The 23,433-nt window shown below is 57.3% G+C and carries 21 protein-coding genes; 13 read left to right on the top strand and 8 right to left on the bottom strand.

What is annotated here, in order from left to right:
• Window positions 1-154 precede the first annotated feature (154 nt).
• Window positions 155-1,435, bottom strand: a complete 1,281-nt coding sequence (hemL, locus tag ABLV54_RS25145; protein WP_017900647.1) for a glutamate-1-semialdehyde 2,1-aminomutase — start codon at window positions 1,433-1,435, stop codon at window positions 155-157.
• Between the two features lie 180 nt (window positions 1,436-1,615).
• On the opposite strand from hemL, the gene clcA reads away from it, so the two are divergent.
• Both clcA and erpA read left to right on the top strand, forming a co-directional pair.
• The gene (gene clcA, locus ABLV54_RS25140) at window positions 1,616-3,034 is read left to right on the top strand and encodes a H(+)/Cl(-) exchange transporter ClcA (RefSeq protein ID WP_032452788.1); all 1,419 of its coding nucleotides are present in this window, start codon (window positions 1,616-1,618) and stop codon (window positions 3,032-3,034) included.
• Between the two features lie 81 nt (window positions 3,035-3,115).
• On the top strand, window positions 3,116-3,460 hold the full coding sequence (gene erpA / locus ABLV54_RS25135; protein WP_002889275.1) for an iron-sulfur cluster insertion protein ErpA: 345 nt from the start codon (window positions 3,116-3,118) through the stop codon (window positions 3,458-3,460).
• A gap of 82 nt (window positions 3,461-3,542) precedes the next feature.
• Here the strand turns inward: erpA and ABLV54_RS25130 are convergent, their stop codons facing one another.
• The 3 genes from ABLV54_RS25130 to mtnN are packed head-to-tail and all read right to left on the bottom strand — an operon-like array spanning window position 3,543 to window position 5,697.
• Window positions 3,543-4,169, bottom strand: a complete 627-nt coding sequence (locus tag ABLV54_RS25130) for a TRIC cation channel family protein (RefSeq protein ID WP_023292038.1) — start codon at window positions 4,167-4,169, stop codon at window positions 3,543-3,545.
• 36 nt (window positions 4,170-4,205) lie between these two features.
• Window positions 4,206-5,006 carry a vitamin B12 ABC transporter substrate-binding protein BtuF gene (gene btuF / locus ABLV54_RS25125; protein WP_050533865.1) on the bottom strand — a complete coding sequence of 267 codons (801 nt, stop codon included), beginning with the start codon at window positions 5,004-5,006 and terminating at the stop codon, window positions 4,206-4,208.
• Window positions 4,999-5,697, bottom strand: a complete 699-nt coding sequence (gene mtnN, locus ABLV54_RS25120) for a 5'-methylthioadenosine/S-adenosylhomocysteine nucleosidase (RefSeq protein ID WP_023292040.1) — start codon at window positions 5,695-5,697, stop codon at window positions 4,999-5,001. The genes btuF and mtnN overlap by 8 nt, the downstream gene beginning before the upstream one ends.
• Before the next feature lie 83 nt (window positions 5,698-5,780).
• Here mtnN and dgt point away from each other — a divergent pair, with 83 nt between their 5' ends.
• From dgt to cdaR, 3 genes are all read left to right on the top strand, one after another.
• Window positions 5,781-7,295, top strand: coding sequence for a dGTPase (gene dgt, locus ABLV54_RS25115; RefSeq protein WP_023292041.1), 1,515 nt, complete (start codon window positions 5,781-5,783; stop codon window positions 7,293-7,295).
• Between the two features lie 134 nt (window positions 7,296-7,429).
• On the top strand, window positions 7,430-8,863 hold the full coding sequence (degP, locus tag ABLV54_RS25110) for a serine endoprotease DegP (protein ID WP_023292042.1): 1,434 nt from the start codon (window positions 7,430-7,432) through the stop codon (window positions 8,861-8,863).
• Window positions 8,864-9,029: 166 nt separating this feature from the next.
• Window positions 9,030-10,187 (top strand): DNA-binding transcriptional regulator CdaR, encoded by a 1,158-nt coding sequence (gene cdaR / locus ABLV54_RS25105; protein WP_050533898.1) that lies wholly within the window; start codon window positions 9,030-9,032, stop codon window positions 10,185-10,187.
• Between the two features lie 119 nt (window positions 10,188-10,306).
• Here cdaR and ABLV54_RS25100 read toward each other — a convergent pair whose 3' ends face one another.
• The 4 genes from ABLV54_RS25100 to map all read right to left on the bottom strand — a co-directional run bounded on the left by ABLV54_RS25100 (window position 10,307) and on the right by map (window position 15,171).
• Window positions 10,307-10,693 carry a DUF3461 family protein gene (locus ABLV54_RS25100; protein ID WP_002889292.1) on the bottom strand — a complete coding sequence of 129 codons (387 nt, stop codon included), beginning with the start codon at window positions 10,691-10,693 and terminating at the stop codon, window positions 10,307-10,309.
• 107 nt (window positions 10,694-10,800) lie between these two features.
• Window positions 10,801-11,625 carry a 2,3,4,5-tetrahydropyridine-2,6-dicarboxylate N-succinyltransferase gene (gene dapD, locus ABLV54_RS25095; RefSeq protein ID WP_002889295.1) on the bottom strand — a complete coding sequence of 275 codons (825 nt, stop codon included), beginning with the start codon at window positions 11,623-11,625 and terminating at the stop codon, window positions 10,801-10,803.
• A gap of 30 nt (window positions 11,626-11,655) precedes the next feature.
• Entirely contained in the window at window positions 11,656-14,319 is a 2,664-nt protein-coding gene (gene glnD / locus ABLV54_RS25090; RefSeq protein WP_023292044.1) for a bifunctional uridylyltransferase/uridylyl-removing protein GlnD, read from the bottom strand.
• A gap of 57 nt (window positions 14,320-14,376) precedes the next feature.
• The gene (map, locus tag ABLV54_RS25085) at window positions 14,377-15,171 is read right to left on the bottom strand and encodes a type I methionyl aminopeptidase (protein WP_004204446.1); all 795 of its coding nucleotides are present in this window, start codon (window positions 15,169-15,171) and stop codon (window positions 14,377-14,379) included.
• Window positions 15,172-15,494: 323 nt separating this feature from the next.
• Here map and rpsB point away from each other — a divergent pair, with 323 nt between their 5' ends.
• The 8 genes from rpsB (at window position 15,495) to rseP (ending at window position 23,433) form a co-directional block, all read left to right on the top strand.
• Window positions 15,495-16,220 (top strand): 30S ribosomal protein S2, encoded by a 726-nt coding sequence (gene rpsB, locus ABLV54_RS25080; protein ID WP_004204447.1) that lies wholly within the window; start codon window positions 15,495-15,497, stop codon window positions 16,218-16,220.
• Window positions 16,221-16,339: 119 nt separating this feature from the next.
• Complete coding sequence (tsf, locus tag ABLV54_RS25075) at window positions 16,340-17,191, top strand: translation elongation factor Ts (protein WP_004151930.1); 852 nt, start codon at window positions 16,340-16,342, stop codon at window positions 17,189-17,191.
• Window positions 17,192-17,338: 147 nt separating this feature from the next.
• Complete coding sequence (gene pyrH / locus ABLV54_RS25070) at window positions 17,339-18,064, top strand: UMP kinase (RefSeq protein WP_002889306.1); 726 nt, start codon at window positions 17,339-17,341, stop codon at window positions 18,062-18,064.
• A gap of 150 nt (window positions 18,065-18,214) precedes the next feature.
• On the top strand, window positions 18,215-18,772 hold the full coding sequence (gene frr / locus ABLV54_RS25065; RefSeq protein WP_002889308.1) for a ribosome recycling factor: 558 nt from the start codon (window positions 18,215-18,217) through the stop codon (window positions 18,770-18,772).
• A 228-nt stretch (window positions 18,773-19,000) separates the two neighbouring features.
• On the top strand, window positions 19,001-20,203 hold the full coding sequence (ispC, locus tag ABLV54_RS25060) for a 1-deoxy-D-xylulose-5-phosphate reductoisomerase (RefSeq protein WP_044521082.1): 1,203 nt from the start codon (window positions 19,001-19,003) through the stop codon (window positions 20,201-20,203).
• 237 nt (window positions 20,204-20,440) lie between these two features.
• Window positions 20,441-21,199 carry a (2E,6E)-farnesyl-diphosphate-specific ditrans,polycis-undecaprenyl-diphosphate synthase gene (gene ispU, locus ABLV54_RS25055; protein WP_032429282.1) on the top strand — a complete coding sequence of 253 codons (759 nt, stop codon included), beginning with the start codon at window positions 20,441-20,443 and terminating at the stop codon, window positions 21,197-21,199.
• A 12-nt stretch (window positions 21,200-21,211) separates the two neighbouring features.
• Window positions 21,212-22,069 (top strand): phosphatidate cytidylyltransferase, encoded by an 858-nt coding sequence (gene cdsA / locus ABLV54_RS25050; RefSeq protein ID WP_023292047.1) that lies wholly within the window; start codon window positions 21,212-21,214, stop codon window positions 22,067-22,069.
• Between the two features lie 11 nt (window positions 22,070-22,080).
• Entirely contained in the window at window positions 22,081-23,433 is a 1,353-nt protein-coding gene (rseP, locus tag ABLV54_RS25045) for a sigma E protease regulator RseP (protein ID WP_004204451.1), read from the top strand.

Raw genomic sequence — 23,433 nt, 5'->3', positions numbered from 1 at the left:
GTAGCCCGGATAAGGCGCAATGCGCCGCATCCGGGAAACTCCCCGGTGGCGCTATCGCTTACCGGGGCTACAGCGCTGTGCGATTTGGTAGCCCGGATAAGGCGCAATGCGCCGCATCCGGGAAAATCCCTGCGTCACCAGGCATTCAAGCACCTTACAGTTTGGCAAATACCCGACGCGCGGCGTCGATGGTATTGTCGATATCTTCTTCGCTGTGGGCGACGGACATAAAGCCAGCCTCAAACGCTGACGGCGCAAGGTAAACGCCTTCCTCCAGCATCAGATGGAAGAAGCGCTTGAAGCGTTCGACATCGCACTTCACCACGTCCTGATAGCAGGTGACGGTTTCGGCATCGGTAAAGAAGATGCCGAACATGCCGCCGACGTTATTGACCACCAGCGGGATCCCGGCGTCACGCGCCGCATCGAGCAGGCCTTGCGCCAGCTGGTTGGTCAGCTCGGTGAGGGTTTCATGCACGCCCGGCTGCGCCACTTCGCTTAAGCAGGCGAAGCCGGCGGCCATGGCGATCGGGTTACCGGAGAGGGTTCCGGCCTGGTAGACCGGACCGGTGGGCGCCAGCGCGTCCATCACCTCGCGACGGCCGCCGAAGGCGCCTACCGGCATCCCGCCGCCGATGATTTTCCCGAGACAGGTCAGATCCGGCTCCACGCCGTAATAAGCCTGCGCGCCCGCCAGCGCCACGCGGAAGCCGGTCATCACTTCGTCGATGATCAGCAGGGCGCCAAATTCGTCGCACAGCGCGCGCAGGCCCGGCAGGAACTCCGGCTGCGGCGGAATGCAGTTCATATTCCCGGCGACCGGCTCGACGATGATGCAGGCGATATCCTGCGGATACTGCTCGAACGCCGCGCGCACGGAGGCGAGGTCGTTATAGGTGCAGGTCAGGGTATGTTTGGCGAAATCAGCCGGCACGCCCGGCGAGTTCGGCTGGCCGAGAGTCAGCGCGCCGGAACCGGCTTTCACCAGCAGGCAGTCGGCATGGCCGTGGTAGCAGCCTTCGAACTTGATGATCTTGTCGCGGCCGGTGAAGCCGCGCGCCAGGCGAATCGCGCTCATGGTGGCTTCGGTACCGGAGTTCACCATGCGCACCATATCCATGGTCGGCACCAGCTCGGTCACCAGCGCCGCCATTTTTACTTCCATTTCGGTCGGCGCGCCAAAGCTCAGGCCGCGGGACGCCGCCTCGATCACCGCGTTGCGGATCGCCGGATGGTTGTGGCCCAGCACCATCGGACCCCAGGAGCCGACATAATCGATATAGGCTTTCCCATCCACGTCATAGAGGTAAGCGCCATCCGCGCGTTCGATAAACAGCGGGGTGCCGCCGACGCCGGTGAAGGCGCGGACCGGCGAGTTAACGCCGCCGGGGATCAGTTCACGCGCGGCGTGGTACAGATTTTCAGATTTGCTCATGGCCAGGGTCCTGGTTCGTGAAAAATGTTTTATCGGCTATTCTAAGTTATTCCAGGATGGTTATGAAAGTTTTGCCCAATTGAAACAATGTGCCGCAAGGGCATTTTTTTGACGACGCAGCGCGCCGGGGCGGCTAAAATGCCTCTCTCTTCATTTGTATTACCAATAATTGATAATGGCATGAAAGCAGAAACTCCCTCTTTTGAGGCACATCAGTTCGTGCGGGTGCGTCGCGGCGATGCGGTGCGCCGGTTGATTCAGCGCGATAAAACGCCGCTGGCGGTGCTGTTTATGGCGGCGGTGGTCGGCACGCTGGCCGGGCTGGTGGGCGTGGCGTTTGAGAAGAGCGTGAACTGGGTGCAGAACCAGCGGATCGGCGCGCTGGCGCAGGTGGCGGACCACTGGTATCTGGTCTGGCCGCTGGCGTTTATCTTGTCGGCGCTGCTGGCGATGGTCGGCTATTTCCTCGTGCGCCGTTTTGCGCCGGAGGCTGGCGGATCGGGGATCCCGGAAATCGAAGGGGCGCTGGAGGAGCTGCGGCCGGTGCGCTGGTGGCGCGTGCTGCCGGTGAAATTCATCGGCGGCATGGGGACCCTGGGCGCCGGAATGGTACTGGGACGCGAGGGGCCGATGGTGCAGCTTGGCGGCAACATTGGACGCATGGTGCTGGATATTTTCCGCATGCGCAGTCCGGAAGCGCGGCACACGCTGCTGGCGACCGGTGCGGCGTCGGGGCTCTCAGCGGCCTTTAACGCGCCGCTGGCCGGTATCCTGTTTATCATCGAAGAGATGCGCCCGCAGTTCCGCTACAACCTGATCTCCATTAAAGCGGTATTTACCGGCGTGATCATGTCGAGCATTGTGTTTCGCATTTTCAACGGCGAGGCGGCAATTATAGAGGTGGGTAAGCTGAGCAATGCCCCGGTGAATACCCTGTGGCTGTACCTGGTGCTGGGGATGCTGTTTGGCTGCTTTGGTCCGCTGTTTAATTTTCTGGTGCTACGCACCCAGGATCTGTTCCAGCGCATTCACGGCGGCCACATCAAAAAATGGGTGTTAATTGGCGGGGTCATCGGCGGGCTTTGCGGCCTGCTGGGGCTGATGCAGCCCTCCGCGGTGGGGGGCGGCTTTAACCTGATCCCCATCGCCGCCGCCGGTAACTTCTCCGTCGGTTTGCTGCTGTTCATCTTTATTGCCCGCGTGGTGACCACGCTGATCTGCTTCTCTTCCGGCGCGCCGGGCGGCATTTTCGCTCCGATGCTGGCGCTTGGCACGCTGCTGGGCACGGCGTTCGGCATGGCGGCTATTCCGCTGTTTCCGTCCTACCATCTCGATGCCGGCACCTTCGCCATCGCCGGCATGGGGGCGCTGCTCGCCGCCTCGGTGCGCGCGCCGCTGACCGGGATTGTGCTGGTGCTGGAGATGACCGATAACTATCAGCTCATTTTGCCAATGATTATTACCTGCCTTGGCGCAACACTACTGGCGCAATTCCTCGGCGGTAAGCCTTTGTATTCGACCATTCTGCAACGTACTCTGGCGAAGCAGGAGGCCGAGCAGGCGGCAAAAGCGCAGCAGGCACCCCGGGAGAATACTTGAACGATTTACCAGGGTATTAGATAATGGCTCAAAAGGTCCGGTTATTCTTTAACCGGCCGGAAGTATCAATGGGAGCAAAAAATGAGTGATGACGTAGCGTTGCCGCTGGAGTTTACCGAAGCCGCAGCCAATAAAGTAAAACACCTGATTGCGGATGAAGATAATCCGAACCTGAAACTGCGCGTGTATATCACCGGCGGCGGTTGCAGCGGTTTCCAGTATGGCTTCACCTTCGACGATCAGGTGAACGAAGGGGATATGACCATTGAGAAACAGGGTGTCGGCCTGGTGGTTGACCCGATGAGCCTGCAGTACCTGGTCGGCGGCTCTGTCGACTATACCGAAGGGCTGGAAGGTTCGCGCTTTATCGTGACCAACCCGAACGCGAAAAGCACCTGCGGCTGCGGGTCCTCGTTCAGCGTTTAAAGCGAGCGCGGCAGGGGGCTTTTTCTCGCAGCGAGAGGGCGCCAACGCTAAAAACGGTAACCTCAGGGTTACCGTTTTGCTTTTATGACCGTCCGTTATCGTCCAGGGCAAATGTCGGCAGCTTCAGGTGCCAGCGGATCGCCGCCAGCCGGATCGCCAGGGTCACCACCATCCCCATCATCGCCGAATTCTCCAGCGGGAGATGGAAGGTGTCGTGCGCGGTGGCGTGGACAATGCCGCCGACAATACAGGCGGTGGCGTAGATCTCGGTGCGCAGAATCATAGGAATTTCGCGCGCCAGCACGTCGCGGATTATCCCGCCGCCAACGCCGGTCACCACCCCCATGCATACCGCTACCAGCGGGCCGCTGCCGGCGAGAAAGGCTTTATTGACGCCGATGCCGACAAACACAGCTAAACCGACGGCGTCGAGCACCGGCAGGATCCATTTCGGCAGCCGGCGCGGCTGGCGGACCAGCAGGATGGTCAGCATGCTGGTGACCATCGCCACCACCAGATCGGTGGGATCTTTGACCCAGAATACCGGGCCATTCGCCAGCGCCATGTCGCGGATGGTTCCGCCGCCCACCGCCGTCACCACGCCTAACACCAGCACGCCAAACGGGTCCATGCGTAATTTTCCGGCCAGCAGAACGCCGGAGATCGCGAAAACGGCCGTGCCAATAATATCCAGCCAATAGACAAGCATCGTTGATTCCCACTGAACATCCGCTTTACCGGATGGTTATTTTACCTGGTCGAGCGCCGCACAAAGTTGTTTGGCGGCGAGGATAATACGTGGGCTTGCGCGTTCAAACCAGTCGCTGTGTAACGCAATCAACGAAATGGTGAGCTGATGTTGCCAAAAGCGTTGCGCCTCGGCGATGCGGCTGGCGTCGCCGGTCACCACAATCGCCTGCGGCTGACGGGCCAGCACCTGTTCGCGGCTCACCTGCGGCCAGGGAACACGGCTGGCGGCAAAGATATTCTCGCCGCCGCACAGCCTCAGCACCTGATCCTGAATCGAGCCGGGGCCGCTGGTGAACAGCGGGGCGGAACCGAACTGCAGGAAGACGCGTTTCTTCGGCGCGCTGGCATAGCGCGCTTTCAGCGCATCGTATTCCTGCTGCATCGCCTGCGCCGCCTGCTGCGCTTTTTCCGGCTGCGGGCTCCACTGCGCCAGCTGACGCAGGGTGGCGATGATCTCTTCGATGGTCGAAGTCTGCACCCAGAGGACGTGGATACCCAGCGACTGCAGCTGGTTAACCTGACGTTCGGCATTACCGCCGCGCCAGGCCAGCACCAGGTCTGGCTTTAACGCTACGATGCGCTCCAGGTTCATCCCCTGCCAGCTGGCAACCTGCTCAATCGTTTTGGCCTGCGGCGGATAATCGGAATAGCTACTGACGCCGACCGGCGTGATCCCGGCGGCAAAGGCCAGTTCGGTATTGGCGGGGGAGAGGGCGATCACCCGCGGCGCGGCCAGCAGCCACGCCGGGGCGAGTAACAGCAGCGCGGCAAGCGCGAAGGAGAGCGACTTAGCCACGTGCCAGGTTCTGGACCAGATTCTCCACCATCAGGGTGGACTGTCGGGCGGCGACCGCAAGGAACTCCTCAAAGCTGAGGTGAGACTGCTGGTCGGCCACATCGGAGATGGCGCGAACCACCACGAAGGGAACCTTAAAGTTATGGCAAACGTGAGCGATAGCGGTCGCTTCCATTTCCACAGCGATCGCCTGCGGGAAATTATGGCGGATCTTCGCCAGACCGACAGAGCCGTTAATGAAGGCATCGCCGCTGACGATCAGGCCGCGAACGGCATTGAGATCTAACGCGTTAATGCAGCTCTCCGCGGCGGCCACCAGTTTTTCGTCCGCTTTAAAGCCCGCCGGGCAGCCAGGCAGCTGGCCGTACTCATAACCGAAGGCGGTGACGTCGGCGTCGTGGTAGCGCGCTTCATCGGAGACGACGATATCGCCGACCTTCAGCGTCGACGCCAGGCCGCCGGCTGAGCCGGTATTAATGATCACGTCAGGCTGGCAACGCTCCAGCAGCAGGGTCGCGCCCATCGCCGCCGCCACTTTCCCGATACCAGACTTCAGCAGCGCGACGTCAACGCCGTGAAGTTGGCCGGTATAGATTTCGCTCCCGCCAATAGTGATAGTCTGGCGGTTTTCGATTTTGTCGCGCAGAAGGGTAACTTCCTCTTCCATAGCGCCAATAATGCCAATTTTCATAGATTTACTCGCGATGTGTCAGGTTTAGTTGCATAGTCTATCATGCGCTTAAGGGGAAGCGTATTGCTCGCGCGGGAGAGGCTATGGCAAAGATTGATTTTCGCAACAAGATAAACTGGCGTCGACGCTTCCGTTCGCCGCCGCGTGTCGAGACGGAGCGCGACATCCTGCGGATCTTCGAAAGCGATCGGGGACGGATCGTCAACTCGCCGGCCATCCGTCGCTTACAGCAAAAAACTCAGGTCTTCCCGCTGGAGCGCAACGCAGCGGTGCGTACCCGTCTGACCCACTCGCTGGAGGTGCAGCAGGTGGGGCGTTATATCGCCAAAGAGGTACTGAGCCGGCTGAAAGAGCAGAGGCTGCTGGAAGAGTATGGCCTGGAAGAGCTGACCGGGCCATTCGAGAGCGTCGTGGAGATGGCCTGCCTGATGCACGATATCGGCAACCCGCCGTTTGGCCATTTTGGCGAGGCGGCGATTAACGACTGGTTCCGCCAGCGTCTGGCGCCCGGCGATGCGCTCGGGCAGCCGCTGACCGACGATCGCTGTGAAGTGCAGGCATTACGCCTGCAGGAGGGGGAAACGTCGCTTAACGCGCTGCGCCGCAAAGTGCGCCAGGATCTCTGCTGCTTTGAGGGCAACGCCCAGGGCATTCGTCTGGTCCATACGCTGATGCGCATGAATCTGACCTGGGCGCAGGTCGGCTGTATTCTGAAATATACTCGTCCGGCGTGGTGGTCCGAGGCGACGCCAGCCAGCCACAGTTATTTAATGAAGAAGCCTGGCTACTATTTAGCCGAAGAGGAGTATGTGGCGCGCCTGCGTAAAGAACTGGATCTGGCGCCTTACAATCGGTTCCCATTAACCTGGATTATGGAAGCCGCGGATGACATCTCATATTGCGTCGCGGATCTCGAGGACGCGGTGGAAAAACGTATTTTCAGCGCTGAGCAGCTTTATCAGCATCTTTACGACGCCTGGGGCAGCCATGAAAAAGGATCGTTATTCTCGCAGGTGGTGGAAAATGCCTGGGAGAAATCACGAGCCAATTCCCTGAAGCAGAGCGCGGAAGATCAGTTTTTTATGTATTTGCGGGTGAACACGCTGAATAAGCTGGTGCCCTACGCGGCGCGCCGATTTATTGACAACCTGCCGGCCATCTTTACGGGCGACTTTAATCATGCGCTGCTCGAGGACGACAGCGATTGCAGTCAGCTGCTGGAGCTTTATAAAAATGTAGCGATTAAACAGGTGTTTAGCCATCCGGATGTCGAGCAACTGGAATTGCAGGGCTACCGGGTGATCAGCGGCCTGCTGGATATCTATCAGCCGCTGCTGAAATTATCACTGGAGGATTTCAGCGAATTAGTAGCGCAGGAGCGGGTACGGCGTTTACCCATTGCCTCCCGGCTGTATCAGAAACTTTCAACCCGCCACCGGCTGGCCTATGTGGAAGCGGTAAATAAGCTCGCGCGCACAGCGCCTGAATTTGCGCTGATGGAATACTATTATCGCTGCCGTCTGATTCAGGATTATATCAGCGGGATGACGGATTTATATGCGTGGGATGAATATCGACGACTGATGGCGGTGGAATAGGCTGGAGTTTTGTAAAGATGGACAATAAATTTTTACTTTTTCCAGAAACTTAATTCCGGAACTTAGCGCTATAAAATGACTCTGATAGTCACGTACACAGCAACTTTCGTTTTCTGATATTGAGATTGAAACTGATGAAAAAAACCACGTTAGCAATGAGTGCACTGGCTCTGAGTTTAGGTCTGGCATTGTCCCCGCTCTCTGCGAGCGCGGCGGAAACGGCATCTTCGGCCACTAACGCGCAGCAGATGCCAAGCCTGGCCCCGATGCTGGAGAAAGTGATGCCGTCGGTGGTGAGCATTAACGTTGAAGGTAGCACCACCGTTAATACCCCACGGATGCCGCGTAACTTCCAGCAGTTCTTTGGCGATAACTCGCCGTTCTGCCAGGATGGTTCTCCATTCCAGAGTTCGCCGTTTTGCCAGGGCGGCGGACAGGGCGGTCAGCCTGACGGCGGCCAGCAGCAGAAATTCATGGCGCTGGGCTCCGGCGTGATTATTGATGCGGCCAAAGGGTATGTGGTGACCAACAACCACGTCGTGGACAACGCCACCACGATTAAGGTCCAGCTGAGCGATGGTCGTAAGTTTGATGCCAAAGTCGTGGGTAAAGACCCGCGCTCTGATATCGCGCTGATTCAGATTCAGGATCCGAAAAACCTGACGGCAATTAAGCTTGCCGACTCTGACGCGCTGCGCGTCGGCGACTACACCGTGGCTATCGGTAACCCGTTCGGTCTGGGCGAAACCGTGACCTCCGGGATTGTTTCCGCGCTGGGTCGTAGCGGCCTGAACGTGGAAAACTACGAAAACTTTATCCAGACCGATGCGGCGATTAACCGCGGGAACTCCGGCGGCGCGCTGGTGAATCTCAACGGCGAGCTGATCGGCATCAACACCGCCATTCTGGCGCCGGACGGCGGCAACATCGGTATCGGTTTTGCTATCCCGAGTAACATGGTGAAAAACCTGACCGAGCAGATGGTGAAATATGGCCAGGTGAAACGCGGCGAGCTCGGCATCATGGGCACCGAACTGAACTCTGAGCTGGCGAAAGCGATGAAAGTCGACGCCCAGCGCGGCGCCTTCGTCAGCCAGGTGATGCCGGGGTCGGCGGCCGCGAAAGCGGGCATTAAAGCCGGCGACGTGATCACCTCCCTCAACGGGAAGGCGATCAGCAGCTTCGCCGCGCTGCGTGCTCAGGTCGGCACCATGCCTATCGGCAGCAAGGTTGAGCTTGGCCTGCTGCGCGATGGCAAACCGGTGACCGTCACCGTCGAACTGCAGCAGAGCAACCAGACCCAGGTTGACTCCAGCACCATCTTCAACGGGATTGAAGGGGCGGAAATGAGCAACAAGGGTCAGGACAAAGGCGTGGTGGTCAATAATGTGAAAGCCGGCACCCCGGCGGCGCAGATTGGCCTCAAGAAAGGCGACATCATTGTCGGGGCCAACCAGCAGCCGGTGAAAAATATCGCCGATCTGCGGAAAATCTTCGACGCCAAACCGTCCGTGCTGGCGCTGAACATTCAGCGCGGCGACGCCTCTATCTACCTGCTGCTGCAGTAATCGTCAGCGCTTGATCCCAGCCCCTTCCCTCGCCGAGGGCAGGGGCTTTTTTTCGTTCTGTGACCGCTTCCACAACTCCACATATCTCATCCGGGCTTCGGGCATATGCACAATGCGGCAGGGCGACGACTCTTTTATGCTGGTGCCCTGCAAAGGGGAGGATTACATGGCTGGCTGGCATCTCGATACCAAAATGGCGCAGGATATTGTGGCGCGGACGATGCGCATCATCGATACCAACATCAACGTGATGGATGCCCGCGGGCGGATTATCGGCAGCGGCGATCGGGAAAGGATTGGTGAATTGCACGAAGGCGCGCTGCTGGTGCTTTCTCAGGGGCGGGTGGTGGATATCGACGACGCGGTGGCTCGCCATCTGCACGGGGTGCGCCAGGGCATTAACCTGCCGCTGCGCCTGGAGGGGGAGATCGTCGGGGTGATCGGCCTGACCGGCGAGCCGGAGTCGCTGCGAAAATATGGCGAGCTGGTGTGCATGACGGCAGAGATGATGCTGGAGCAGTCGCGACTGATGCATCTCCTGGCGCAGGACAGCCGTCTGCGCGAAGAGCTGGTGATGAACCTGATTCAGGCGGAAGAGCATACCCCGGCGCTGAACGAATGGGCTCAGCGATTAGGCATCGACCTGAATCAGCCGCGCGTGGTGGCGATGATTGAGGTGGACAGCGGCCAGCTCGGCGTAGACAGCGCGATGGCGGAACTACAGCAGCTGCAGAACGCGCTGACCACGCCCGATCGCCATAATCTCGTGGCCATTGTCTCGCTCACGGAAATGGTGGTGCTGAAACCGGCGCTGAACAGCTTTGGCCGCTGGGACGCCGACGATCATGTCCGGCGCGTCGAGCAGCTTATCGCCAGGATGAAAGAGAATGGCCAGCTCCGTTTCCGCGTGGCGTTGGGCAACTTCTTCACCGGTCCCGGGAGTATCGCCCGCTCTTACCGTACCGCTCGCACGACGATGATGGTGGGCAAGCAGCGGATGCCGGAGAGCCGCTGCTATTTCTATCAGGATCTGATGCTGCCGGTGCTGCTTGACAGCCTGCGCGGCGGCTGGCAGGCCAATGAGCTGGCCCGTCCGCTGGCGCGTCTCAAGACAATGGATAACAACGGGCTGCTGCGGCGAACGCTGCAGGCGTGGTTTCGCCATAACGTGCAGCCGCTGGCGACGTCGAAGGCGCTGTTTATTCATCGCAATACGCTGGAGTACCGGTTGAATCGTATCTCGGAGCTGACGGGGCTGGATCTTGGCAGCTTTGACGACCGGCTGCTGCTGTATATCGCGCTGCAGCTGGATGAACAACGCTAAGGCGTGGAGGTAGAAAAATGCCGGGTAGCGACTCGCCATACCCGGCCTGGACGATGCATGCTGTCGGTAGCGGTTTGATACCGCCAGCCCGGTCAGGCGACGCGCCGCCGGGGATGCGCTTACTTACGGGTGAGCTTTTCCAGATCGGCTTCGATTTCGCTGATCTTATTGGTGACCACGCTTTCCAGATGGCGTAAATCGTCGAGGATTTTACGCTTGAGATCGATTTCAGTGCGATCGCGCTGGCAGATCTGATCCAGCTCATCAATGACGTAGCGCAGATTGGGGCTGATCTCCTGGACCTCTTTGTAGCCCTGGCCGACGCCGTCGGCGACGACGGTTTTGCGCTGACGCGGATATTTGAACTTCACGCTCTTGGCGAAGAATTCGCCTTTGTCTTTCTGAAAATAGATTTTCAGAATGTCGTTGTTAGCTTCCTGCCGCAGGCTATAGCGATCGATCTCATCAGGGTTGGTAATGCCAAGACTTTTCAGATTATCGTACATAACGGTACCTTTGATAGCATCATAACCATTGAATAATTAACGAAAAAATCCATTCTCGCCAGCATCAAATATCAAAAAAGCGGGATATCTCCCGCTTTTTATTTGCTTTAGTCGATGGTGCGCAGCAGTTCGTTAATGCCGACCTTGCCGCGAGTTTTAGCATCGACTTTCTTCACGATCACTGCGCAGTACAGACTGTATTTACCATCTTTCGACGGCAGGTTGCCTGACACCACTACCGAGCCAGCCGGCACGCGGCCGTAGAAGACTTCGCCGGTTTCGCGATCGTAGATTTTGGTGCTCTGACCCAGGTAAACGCCCATGGAGATCACGGAGCCTTCTTCGACAATCACCCCTTCAACTACTTCAGAGCGCGCGCCGATGAAGCAGTTATCTTCGATGATGGTCGGGTTCGCCTGCAGCGGCTCCAGTACGCCACCGATGCCGACACCGCCGGACAGGTGAACGTTTTTACCGATCTGCGCGCAGGAGCCGACGGTGGCCCAGGTGTCAACCATGGTGCCTTCGTCAACGTAGGCGCCGATGTTAACGTAGGACGGCATCAGTACGGTGTTGCGGGCGATGAACGCGCCCTGGCGCACCGCTGCCGGCGGCACCACGCGGAAACCTTCTTTCTGGAAACGCGCTTCGTCATAGTCAGCGAATTTCATCGGTACTTTATCGAAGTAGCGGCTTTCCGCACCATCGATAACCTGGTTATCGTTAATACGGAAAGAGAGCAGTACCGCCTTCTTCAGCCACTGATGCGTCACCCACTGACCGTCGATCTTCTCAGCGACGCGCAGCGCGCCGGAATCCAGAAGGGCAATAACCTGGTTAACCGCTTCGCGGGTCACGGTATCCACATTGGCCGGCGTGATGTCGGCGCGACGCTCGAAGGCGGACTCAATAACGTTCTGTAACTGCTGCATTGTTTCTTTCCATTCACTAAAAAAAATACGTCACCCTTTATCGTTTGGATTGAGGGCCGCTGTCAACCGTTGTTGCACTTCTTGTTGCAGCTCATTATTAAGGGCACGCCGGTCGGCGGTAGCGATTATAAATAAATCTTCTACTCGCTCACCAATTGTCGTAATTCGCGCCCCGTGAAGCGAAATTCCGAGGTCGGCGAACACCTGACCGACGCGGGCGAGCAGCCCGGGCTGGTCAAGGGCAATCAGCTCGAGAAACGATTTGCGATCGGTATGGGTCGGCAGGAAATTCACCTCGGTGTCCACCGAAAAATGACGCAGCTTTGCCGCCTGACGACGGGGCGCCGGGGGCTCCCAACTGCGCTGGGTGATGGTCTGTTCCAGACCCTGGCGGATCGCCTCGTGGCGGTCGGCGGACAGCGGACTGCCGTCAGGCTCAAGGACGATAAAGGTATCCATCGCCATGCCGTCGCGGGTGGTGAAGATCTGCGCGTCGTGGACGCTGAGGTTGCGACGGTCCAGTTCGCCACACACGGCGGCGAACAGGTAAGGGCGATCCGGGCTCCAGATAAAAATCTCCGTTCCGCCGCGAGTGGCCTGCGAGCTCAGGAGGATCATCGGTTTATTCAGATCGTGGCGCAGCAGGTTGCGGGCGTGCCAGGCGAGCTGCGTCGGCGTATGTCGCACGAAATAGTTGGCGCGACAGCGGTTCCAGATTTGATGCAGCGCCTCTTCATTAATATTGTCCATCCGCAGCAGGGCCAGCGCCTGCAGCTGATGGTGACGCACCCGTTCGCGCATGTCCGGGGTGCTTTGCATGCCGCGACGCAGCTGTTTTTCAGTGGCGAAATAGAGTTCGCGCAGCAGGCTCTGCTTCCAGCTGTTCCACAGGGTTTCGTTGGTGGCGCAGATATCGGCGACGGTCAGGCACACCAGATAGCGCAGGCGATTTTCCGTTTGCACCTCCTCGGCGAACTGCTTAATCACTTCCGGATCCTGAATATCGCGCCGCTGGGCGGTGACCGACATCAGCAGGTGGTGACGCACCAGCCAGGCGACCAGCTGCGTTTCACGGGAGTTCAGCCCGTGCAGTTCGGCAAATTTCAGCACATCCTGCGCGCCGAGGATCGAGTGGTCGCCGCCGCGCCCTTTGGCGATGTCGTGGAACAGGGCGGCGATTAAAATCAGCTCCGGGTGCGTTAAGCGCGGCCACAGTTCCACGCACAGCGGGTGACGGCTACGGGTCTCTTCTTTAGCAAAGCTCTCCAGCTTGAGCATCACGCGGATGGTGTGTTCATCGACGGTGTAGGCGTGAAACAGGTCGAACTGCATCTGGCCGACGATATGGGACCACTGCGGCATATAGGCCCACAGCACGCTGTGACGATGCATCGGCAGCAGTCCGCGACTCACTGCCCCCTGATGGCGCAGCATGCTGAGAAAGAGCGTGCGCGCCTCCGGGATATAGCACAGCGGCTGGGTCAGATGGCGGCGGGCGTGGCGCAGATGGCGCAACGTCGTGGAGTAGATGCCGGTGATGGTGCTGTTGCGCACCATGATATAAAACATGCGCAGAATGGCCTGCGGCTCGCGAATAAACAGCGTATCGTCACGCAGATCGATCAGCGTGCCGCGCAGCTGGAAATCATCATCGATCGGGCGCGGTTTTTCATCCTCGGTCAGGGCGAGGATGGCCTCTTCAAACAGCTGCAGCAGCATCTGGTTCAGCTCGCTCACCCGGCGGGTGACGCGGAAGAAGTCCTTCATCATATGCTCAATCGGCTGGTTGCCGTCGCCTTCATAGCCGAGTCGGCGGGCGACGCTGAGCTGGCGGTCGAAAAGCAGGCGGTTGTCATAGCGAGTGAGTTCGAGATGCAGCGCGAAGCGGATACGCCACAGCTGGTGCAGACACTCGTTGAGCTCATTGCGCTCGGCTTCGGTCAGAAAGCCGAAGCCGACCATCTCATCCATCGAGGTGGCGCCGAAATGGCGGCGAGCCACCCACTGTAGCGTATGGATATCGCGCAGGCCGCCGGGGCTGCTTTTCACGTCCGGCTCGAGGTTATAGCTGGTGCCGTGATAGCGCTGATGACGGACGTTCTGCTCTTCGACTTTCGCGGCGAAGAACTTTTCTGATGGCCAGAAGCCGTCGCTAAAAATATGTTTTTGCAGTTCAAGGAACAGCGCGACGTCGCCGATCAGCAGGCGCGATTCGATTAAGTTGGTGGCGACGGTGAGATCCGAAAGCCCTTCCAGCAGACACTCTTCGAGAGTGCGCACGCTGTGGCCTACCTCCAGTTTGACGTCCCACAGCAGCGTCAGCAGTTCGCCGACCTTTTGCGCCTGGTCGTCCGGCAGCTTTTTGCGGCTGAGGATCAGCAGATCGACGTCAGAGAGCGGATGCAGCTCGCCGCGGCCATAGCCGCCGACGGCCACCAGCGCCAGGTCGCAGACGGATTCAAAGCCGCAGGCGATCCACAACCGCTGCAGCAGCTGGTCGATAAATTCGGTGCGCGCCGCAATGAGCTGCTCCGCGGCGATACCGGCGTCAAACGCCTCGCCCAGCCAGTGCTGAAAGGTATCGATGTGCGCCTTAATTGCGGCACAGTTCAGATCGCCCTGCGGCCAGCTTACCGGATGTTCCGGCGGGATGGGCAGAAGGGGGGAGGCTGTGTCAGGTAATGAGTTGCTCATCGCGTCACCATAAGAAAAAACTATCTAATAAAAAAGCCGGCGGGCGCCGGCTTTTCATCATTCATCGTGCGAGATTATCGCCGGGATGGTGTCATCCTTACGTAGCGTCAGAATTTCGCAGCCGTTGTCTGTCACCACAATAGTATGCTCGTACTGCGCAGACAAGCTCCGGTCTTTAGTTTTCACCGTCCAGCCGTCTTTCATGCTGCGGATCTCTTTTTTACCGGCGTTGACCATCGGCTCGATGGTGAAGGTCATGCCTGGTTTGAGCACGACGTTGGTTTCCGGCGAGTCGTAGTGCAGCACCTGCGGCTCTTCATGGAAGCCGCGGCCGATGCCGTGACCACAGTATTCGCGAACCACGGAGAACCCTTCCGCTTCCACATATTTCTGGATCGCCGCGCCGATGGTGCGCAGGTTGATGCCCGGCTTCACCATCTTCAGCGCCAGGTACAGGCTTTCCTGAGTGATGCGGCACAGGCGCTCGCCAAGAATCGTCGGTTTGCCGACGATAAACATTTTGGAGGTATCGCCATGGAAATCATCTTTAATGACGGTCACGTCGATATTCACGATATCGCCATCTTTCAGCAGCTTGCCGTCGTCAGGGATACCGTGACAGACCACTTCGTTGACCGAAATGCAGACGGATTTCGGATAGCCGTGATAGCCGAGACAGGCGGAAATGGCCTTCTGCTCGTTAACGATATAGTCGTTACAGATACGGTCCAGTTCGCCAGTGCTGACGCCCGGCTTAACCCAGGGTTCGATCATTTCCAGCACTTCAGCGGCCAGGCGACCGGCAACGCGCATTTTTTCAATATCTTCAGATGTCTTAATAGAGATAGCCATGGAGTATGTCCAGCAGTGTCGATATTTTCGACAATAATAGAGTAAGTCCTGTCAATGGTAACAGTCCGGGTAGGCTGGTGCCAAACTGAGAATCATTAACAGCACGTGACGTCAACAAGAGTTGGTGTCTGGATGGATTTTGTGATATAAAGCGCGCCGGACTTCCGTTCCATCTCAGATACACAAGGATGGGACGTAAGCGACATCGCTCACTTTGTGTAATAACACACACGTATCGGCACATATTCCGGGGTGCCCTTCGGGGTCGGTAATATGGGATACGTGGAGGCATAACCCCAATTTAATCTATAGAGGTTTTAAACATGGCAACTGTTTCCATGCGCGACATGCTCAAGGCTGGTGTTCACTTCGGTCACCAGACCCGTTACTGGAACCCGAAAATGAAGCCGTTCATCTTCGGTGCGCGTAACAAAGTTCACATCATCAACCTTGAGAAAACCGTACCGATGTTCAACGACGCTCTGGCTGAACTGAACAAGATCGCTGCTCGTAAAGGTAAAATCCTTTTCGTTGGTACTAAGCGCGCTGCAAGCGAAGCGGTAAAAGACGCTGCTCTGAGCTGCGACCAGTTCTTCGTGAACCATCGCTGGCTGGGCGGTATGCTGACTAACTGGAAAACCGTTCGTCAGTCCATCAAACGTCTGAAAGACCTGGAAACTCAGTCCCAGGACGGTACTTTCGACAAGCTGACCAAAAAAGAAGCGCTGATGCGTACTCGTGAGCTGGACAAGCTGGAAAACAGCCTGGGCGGTATCAAAGACATGGGCGGCCTGCCGGACGCACTGTTCGTTATCGACGCTGACCACGAGCACATCGCTATCAAAGAAGCAAACAACCTGGGCATCCCGGTATTTGCTATCGTTGATACCAACTCTGATCCGGACGGCGTAGACTTCGTTATCCCGGGTAACGACGATGCAATCCGCGCAGTAAGCCTGTACCTGGGCGCTGTTGCTGCTACCGTTCGTGAAGGTCGCTCTCAGGACCTGGCTTCTCAGGCGGAAGAAAGCTTCGTAGAAGCTGAATAATAAGGTTTAAGCCCTTATTAGTACCGTGTATGAATAGGGGCCCATTATCGGCCCCTTTTTTCAATTTACGCTGTTTGGCCGTTGGCCGGGCAGTATCCACATCTCCCGAGGATTTTAGAATGGCTGAAATTACCGCTTCCCTGGTAAAAGAGCTGCGCGAACGTACTGGCGCAGGCATGATGGATTGCAAAAAAGCGCTGACTGAAGCGAATGGCGACATCGAGCTGGCAATCGAAAACATGCGTAAATCCGGCGCGATCAAAGCGGCGAAGAAAGCAGGCAACGTGGCTGCTGACGGCGTGATCAAAACCAAAATCGAAGGCAACTACGGTTACATTCTGGAAGTTAACTGCCAGACTGACTTCGTTGCTAAAGATGGTGGTTTCCAGGCATTTGCTGACAAAGTACTGGACGCCGCTGTTGCGGGTAAAATCTCCGACGTTGAAGTTCTGAAAGCGCAGTTCGAAGAAGAACGTGTTGCCCTGGTTGCTAAAATCGGTGAGAACATCAACATCCGTCGTATCGCTGTTCTGGAAGGCGACGTTCTGGGCAGCTACCAGCACGGTGCGCGCATCGGCGTTCTGGTTGCCGCTAAAGGCGCTGACGAAGAGCTGGTTAAGCAGCTGGCAATGCACGTTGCCGCAAGCAAGCCGGAATTCGTTAAGCCGGAAGACGTGTCTGCTGAAGTGGTAGAGAAAGAGTACCAGGTTCAGCTGGACATCGCGATGCAGTCCGGTAAGCCGAAAGAAATCGCAGAGAAAATGGTTGAAGGCCGCATGAAGAAATTCACCGGCGAAGTTTCTCTGACTGGTCAGCCTTTCGTCATGGAGCCGAGCAAATCTGTTGGTCAGCTGCTGAAAGAGCACAACGCTGACGTGACTGGCTTCATCCGCTTTGAAGTGGGCGAAGGCATCGAGAAAGTTGAGACTGACTTTGCAGCAGAAGTTGCTGCGATGTCCAAGCAGTCTTAATTTTTACAAGGAGCCGCCTGAGGGCGGCTTCTTTTTGCGCCCATTTTGTAAATTCAGCCAACTGCTTATAGTGACCGCGCTGAAATGCGACATACAATGTCGCCGGAATTCTCACATCTCATTCGTTGACAGTCTCAGGAAAGAAACATGGCTACCAATGCAAAACCCGTCTACAAACGTATTCTGCTGAAATTAAGTGGCGAAGCGCTGCAGGGCTCAGAAGGCTTCGGTATTGATGCAAGCATACTTGACCGCATGGCTCAAGAGATCAAAGAGCTGGTTGAGCTGGGTATTCAGGTTGGCGTAGTAATTGGTGGCGGTAACCTGTTCCGTGGTGCTGGTCTGGCGAAAGCGGGTATGAACCGCGTTGTGGGCGACCACATGGGCATGCTGGCTACGGTTATGAATGGCCTCGCGATGCGCGATGCGCTCCACCGCGCCTATGTGAACGCTCGTTTGATGTCCGCCATTCCGCTGAACGGCGTGTGCGACAACTACAGCTGGGCAGAGGCGATCAGCCTGCTGCGCAACAACCGCGTGGTGATCCTTTCCGCGGGTACCGGCAACCCGTTCTTTACCACCGATTCCGCAGCCTGCCTGCGCGGGATTGAAATTGAAGCCGATGTGGTGCTGAAAGCCACCAAGGTTGACGGCGTATTCACCGCCGATCCGGCCAAAGATCCTTCCGCCACGATGTACGATCAGCTGACCTACAGCGAAGTGCTGGAAAAAGAGCTGAAAGTGATGGATCTGGCGGCCTTCACCCTGGCGCGTGACCATAAATTGCCGATTCGCGTCTTCAACATGAACAAACCTGGCGCGCTGCGTCGCGTGGTGATGGGCGAAAAAGAAGGCACATTGATCACGGAATAATTCCCGTCAGCGCCAAATCCGGGTAAGATTCCGCTTTACTTTCGCGGGGATATTACCCGGTGATTTTCATTAAATCTGACTATACTTAGCTCATTTTCCGACGGGTGCCCCGTCTGGTCTGACTGAGACAAGCTTTCAAGGATTCGTAACGTGATTAGCGATATCAGAAAAGATGCTGAAATCCGCATGGAAAAATGCGTCGAAGCATTCAAAAACCAAATCAGCAAAATTCGCACGGGTCGTGCTTCTCCGAGCCTGCTGGACGGGATTGTTGTTGAATACTACGGTACGCCGACCCCGCTGCGCCAGCTGGCCAGCGTCACCGTCGAAGACTCCCGTACCCTGAAAATCAACGTCTTTGACCGTTCTATGTCCGCGGCTGTTGAAAAAGCGATCATGGCGTCCGACCTCGGTCTGAACCCAAGCTCTGCCGGTAGCGATATTCGTGTTCCGCTGCCGCCGCTGACCGAAGAGCGTCGTAAAGATCTGACCAAGATCGTGCGTGGTGAAGCTGAACAGGCGCGCGTTGCCGTACGTAACGTTCGCCGCGACGCCAACGACAAAGTCAAAGCGCTGCTGAAAGAGAAAGAGATCAGCGAGGATGACGATCGCCGTTCTCAGGACGACGTGCAGAAAATGACTGACGCCGCCATCAAGAAAGTTGACGCGGCGCTGGCAGACAAAGAAGCGGAACTGATGCAGTTCTGATGCTCTGCCCTTACTCGGGCCTGACAGCGTCTGGCCTGAGTAAAATCCGAAACGCCGTACAGAAGACTGTACGCTCAATTCTCGGGATTGCGTTGCGACCGCTGGCCTTGTAGCCTTTAGCGCTAAGTTGAAGGCCTGATGCCGCCGTCTTATCCCTGATAATTGCTGCGTAGGGGCTTGCTGGCGGCGTTTTGCTTTTTATTCTGTTTCCACTCTTCTGGACGTCTCATGAAGCAATTAACCGTTCTCGGTTCGACCGGCTCCATTGGCTGTAGCACGCTGGACGTGGTACGCCATAATCCCGGTCGCTTTTCCGTCGCCGCGCTGGTCGCGGGGAAAAACGTTGACCGTATGGTTGAACAATGCCTTGAATTTACCCCCCGTTACGCCGTGATGGACGATGCGCAAAGCGCTGAGCGGTTGCGCACCCGTCTGCAGGAACATGGCTGCCGTACCGAGGTGCTGAGCGGCCAGCAGGCGGCGGCAGAGGTCGCGGCGCTGGAGGAGGTCGATCAGGTAATGGCGGCTATCGTCGGCGCGGCGGGTCTGGTGCCGACGCTGGCGGCGATCCGCGCCGGAAAAACGGTGTTGTTAGCGAATAAAGAGTCGCTGGTGACCTGCGGTCGCTTGTTCATGGAGGCGGTTCAACGGTCGGGGGCGCGATTGCTGCCGGTCGACAGCGAACATAACGCGATTTTTCAGAGTATGCCGGAGACAATTCAGCAGCATCTGGGATACGCTGACCTGGCGCAGAACGGCGTTTCGTCCATTCTGCTGACCGGCTCGGGCGGGCCTTTCCGCGAGACAGCGGTAGCTGAACTGGCGGCGATGACGCCGGATCAGGCCTGCCGTCATCCCAACTGGTCGATGGGACGCAAGATCTCCGTCGACTCCGCCACGATGATGAACAAAGGTCTGGAATATATTGAAGCGCGCTGGCTGTTTAACGCCTCGGCCCGGCAGATGGAGGTCCTTATCCATCCGCAGTCGGTGATCCACTCGATGGTTCGCTATCAGGACGGCAGCGTGCTGGCGCAGCTTGGGGAACCGGATATGCGCACGCCGATCGCCCATACCATGGGCTGGCCGCAGCGGCTGAACTCCGGCGCTAAGCCGCTGGACTTCTGTCAGCTGAGCAATCTGAGCTTCTCCGCGCCAGACTATACGCGGTATCCGTGCCTGAAGCTGGCGATGGAGGCGTTTGACGTCGGCCAGGCGGCGACCACCACGCTGAATGCGGCCAATGAAGAGTCGGTTGCCGCGTTTCTGCAGGGCGATATCCGCTTTACCGATATTGCGGCGGTTAACCTGGCGGTGCTGGATAAGATGAACCTGCTGGAGCCGCAAAGCATTGATGACGTTCTGGTTATCGACGCTGAGGCCCGCGCGGTTGCTCATCAACAGCTGAAGCGGTTGGTCACCCAGGCGTAACGCGGTGATATTTGTGGGCGCAAAGCTTCAGTGATATAGTCTGCGCCACCCGATCGTTGCATTTTGTTGTTGAAGATTACGGTGGCCGTGGCAAAACACGGCTTTTTTGCGTAAAGCTTTTGGTTGTTCTCTGCGATTGGCTGCAGCCCCGGCACCGGATAAAAATGCGTATCCAGCGCGGCCCGGTGGCCTCTGTTTGGTGGCTAGTTAATCCTTATTATGGACTTAAAACGCGTGATGTTGTCTGCTAATCAAACTGTCAGCGAAATATCGCCTACACATGGCTGCCGTCATGTCGCCATTATTATGGATGGCAACGGCCGTTGGGCGAAACGGCAAGGTAAAATTCGCGCTTTCGGGCACAAGGCCGGTGCGAAATCCGTGCGTCGCGCGGTCTCTTTCGCGGCGAATAATGGAATTGAGGCGTTAACGTTATACGCGTTCAGCAGCGAAAACTGGAACCGTCCGGCTCAGGAAGTCAGTGCGCTGATGGAACTGTTCGTCTGGGCGCTGGATAGCGAAGTCAAAAGCCTGCACCGACACAATGTGCGTTTGCGGATTATTGGCGACACCACGCGCTTCAATGCGCGCCTGCAGGAGCGTATCCGCAAAGCGGAAGCGCTGACCGCGAACAATACCGGCTTAACGCTGAATATTGCGGCCAATTACGGCGGTCGCTGGGATATTACCCAGGGCGTTCGTTTTCTGGCGAAACAGGTACAGGACGGGACGCTGCTGCCTGAGCAGATCACGGAAGACATGCTGAGTCAGCAGGTCTGCATGCATGAACTGGCTCCCGTAGATTTAGTTATTAGGACCGGGGGAGAGCACCGAATAAGTAATTTTCTGATTTGGCAAATTGCCTATGCCGAACTTTACTTTACGGATGTTCTTTGGCCCGATTTTGCTGAACAGGACTTTGAAGGTGCACTCCATGCCTTTGTTAATCGAGAGCGTCGTTTCGGCGGCACTGAGCCGGGTGGCAGTCATGCCTGATGGGGGTCACTTTTGCTGAAGTATCGCCTGATATCTGCTTTCGTCTTAATCCCCGTCGTCATTGCGGCGCTGTTTTTATTGCCGCCGATGGGGTTTGCTATCGTGACCCTGGTGGTCTGTATGCTCGCCGCGTGGGAGTGGGGGCAACTGAGCGGTTTCACCTCGACGTCGCAGCGGGTCTGGCTGGCGGTGTTGTGCGGCCTTCTGCTGGCGGCGATGCTGTTTTTGCTGCCGGAATACCATTATGACGTTCATCAACCGATGGTTGAAGGCTCGCTGTGGGCCTCTTTCGCCTGGTGGATCGTCGCGCTGCTGCTGGTGCTCTCTTATCCGGCGTCGGCGGCATTCTGGCGGCACTCGAAAGTGCTGCGCCTTATCTTCGGTATCCTGACCATCGTCCCGTTTTTCTGGGGCATGCTGGCGCTGCGCGCCTGGCACTATACCGATAACCATTACAGCGGCGCGCTGTGGCTCCTGTATGTGATGATTCTGGTCTGGGGCGCGGACTCCGGCGCCTATATGTTTGGCAAAATGTTTGGCAAGCACAAGCTGGCGCCGAAGGTCTCGCCGGGGAAAACCTGGCAGGGCTTTTTTGGCGGTTTGCTGACCGCGGCAGTGATCTCCTGGGCCTACGGGGTGTGGGCCCATCTTGACGTTACGCCAACGGTGCTGCTGGTCTGTTCGGTGGTGGCAGCCCTGGCTTCGGTGCTGGGCGATCTGACGGAAAGTATGTTTAAGCGCGAGGCCGGCATTAAGGATAGCGGGCACTTGATTCCCGGACATGGCGGTATTCTCGATCGTATCGACAGCCTGACGGCGGCGGTGCCGGTCTTCGCCTGTCTGCTACTGTTGGTCTTCAGGACGATTTGACGGAAGGTTATATGCTGAGCGTGCTCTGGAATCTGGCAGCTTTTATCATTGCGCTTGGCGTACTGATTACGGTGCATGAGTTTGGCCATTTTTGGGTAGCGCGCCGCTGCGGTATCCGGGTTGAGCGTTTTTCTATCGGCTTCGGCAAAGCGCTGTGGCGGCGGATGGATAAGCAGGGTACGGAGTTCGTCATTGCCCTGATCCCGCTGGGCGGCTATGTCAAGATGCTGGATGAGCGTGTTGAAGCGGTGGCGCCGGAGATGCGCCACTACGCTTTCAATAATAAAACCGTCGGCCAGCGTGCGGCGGTGATTGCCGCCGGTCCCATCGCTAACTTCCTTTTCGCTATCTTTGCCTACTGGTTGGTCTTCATCATCGGCGTTCCTGGAGTTCGCCCGGTAGTGGGTGAAATAACCCCCAATTCGGTTGCCGCGCAAGCACAAATTGCAAAAGGCACGGAACTTAAAGCGATAGATGGTATCGAAACGCCTGATTGGGATGCGGTGCGTCTGCAGCTGGTGGCCAAAATCGGCAACCCGCAAACAATACTTACCGTCGCCCCTTTCGGGACCAATCAGCGCCAGGATAAAATCGTCGATCTGCGGCACTGGGCGTTTGAGCCAGACAAGCAAGATCCCGTGACGTCGCTAGGGATCCAGCCGCGCAGCGCGCAGATTGATACGGTGCTGGCGGAAGTCCAGGCGGGCTCGGCAGCTCAGAAAGCAGGTTTGCAAGCGGGCGACCGGATCGTTAAAGTCGATGGACAACCGTTAACGCAGTGGATGACGTTTGTTAATCTGGTGCGCGATAATCCGGGCAAAGCGCTGGCGCTGGAGATTGAACGGCAGGGGAGTGCGCTGCCGTTAACCCTGACGCCGGATGCAAAAACGGTGAAAGGTAAGGCAGAAGGGTTCGCAGGGGTGGTGCCAAAGGTCATCCCGCTGCCTGAAGAATACAAGACAGTACGTCAGTACGGACCGTTTGCCGCCATCGCTGAAGCCACGGATAAAACCTGGCAGCTGATGTCGCTGACGGTCAGGATGCTGGGTAAATTGATAACCGGTGATGTCAAACTGAACAACCTCAGTGGGCCGATCTCTATCGCTCAAGGGGCTGGAATGTCAGCGGAGTTTGGGTTGATTTATTATCTGATGTTCCTTGCGCTGATTAGCGTGAACCTCGGAATCATCAACCTGTTCCCACTACCCGTACTGGATGGGGGACATCTGCTGTTTTTGGCGATTGAAAAGCTGAAGGGCGGGCCGGTATCCGAGCGAGTTCAAGACTTTAGTTATCGCATTGGCTCAATACTGCTGGTGCTGTTAATGGGGCTTGCACTTTTCAATGATTTCTCTCGGTTATAA

This window comes from Klebsiella sp. JB_Kp042, assembly GCF_040065275.1.
GTDB lineage: Bacteria > Pseudomonadota > Gammaproteobacteria > Enterobacterales > Enterobacteriaceae > Klebsiella > Klebsiella quasipneumoniae.
This window is presented reverse-complemented; position numbering and strand designations above follow the sequence as displayed.

What these genes read in the sequence shown, in the direction of transcription:
- hemL (WP_017900647.1), bottom strand. Translation starts at nt 1,435, where the DNA reads ATGAGCAAATCTGAAAATCTGTACCACGCCGCGCGTGAACTGATCCCC.
- clcA (WP_032452788.1), top strand. Translation starts at nt 1,616, where the DNA reads ATGAAAGCAGAAACTCCCTCTTTTGAGGCACATCAGTTCGTGCGGGTG.
- erpA (WP_002889275.1), top strand. Translation starts at nt 3,116, where the DNA reads ATGAGTGATGACGTAGCGTTGCCGCTGGAGTTTACCGAAGCCGCAGCC.
- ABLV54_RS25130 (WP_023292038.1), bottom strand. Translation starts at nt 4,169, where the DNA reads ATGCTTGTCTATTGGCTGGATATTATTGGCACGGCCGTTTTCGCGATC.
- mtnN (WP_023292040.1), bottom strand. Translation starts at nt 5,697, where the DNA reads ATGAAAATTGGCATTATTGGCGCTATGGAAGAGGAAGTTACCCTTCTG.
- dgt (WP_023292041.1), top strand. Translation starts at nt 5,781, where the DNA reads ATGGCAAAGATTGATTTTCGCAACAAGATAAACTGGCGTCGACGCTTC.
- degP (WP_023292042.1), top strand. Translation starts at nt 7,430, where the DNA reads ATGAAAAAAACCACGTTAGCAATGAGTGCACTGGCTCTGAGTTTAGGT.
- cdaR (WP_050533898.1), top strand. Translation starts at nt 9,030, where the DNA reads ATGGCTGGCTGGCATCTCGATACCAAAATGGCGCAGGATATTGTGGCG.
- ABLV54_RS25100 (WP_002889292.1), bottom strand. Translation starts at nt 10,693, where the DNA reads ATGTACGATAATCTGAAAAGTCTTGGCATTACCAACCCTGATGAGATC.
- dapD (WP_002889295.1), bottom strand. Translation starts at nt 11,625, where the DNA reads ATGCAGCAGTTACAGAACGTTATTGAGTCCGCCTTCGAGCGTCGCGCC.
- glnD (WP_023292044.1), bottom strand. Translation starts at nt 14,319, where the DNA reads ATGAGCAACTCATTACCTGACACAGCCTCCCCCCTTCTGCCCATCCCG.
- map (WP_004204446.1), bottom strand. Translation starts at nt 15,171, where the DNA reads ATGGCTATCTCTATTAAGACATCTGAAGATATTGAAAAAATGCGCGTT.
- rpsB (WP_004204447.1), top strand. Translation starts at nt 15,495, where the DNA reads ATGGCAACTGTTTCCATGCGCGACATGCTCAAGGCTGGTGTTCACTTC.
- tsf (WP_004151930.1), top strand. Translation starts at nt 16,340, where the DNA reads ATGGCTGAAATTACCGCTTCCCTGGTAAAAGAGCTGCGCGAACGTACT.
- pyrH (WP_002889306.1), top strand. Translation starts at nt 17,339, where the DNA reads ATGGCTACCAATGCAAAACCCGTCTACAAACGTATTCTGCTGAAATTA.
- ispC (WP_044521082.1), top strand. Translation starts at nt 19,001, where the DNA reads ATGAAGCAATTAACCGTTCTCGGTTCGACCGGCTCCATTGGCTGTAGC.
- ispU (WP_032429282.1), top strand. Translation starts at nt 20,441, where the DNA reads ATGTTGTCTGCTAATCAAACTGTCAGCGAAATATCGCCTACACATGGC.
- rseP (WP_004204451.1), top strand. Translation starts at nt 22,081, where the DNA reads ATGCTGAGCGTGCTCTGGAATCTGGCAGCTTTTATCATTGCGCTTGGC.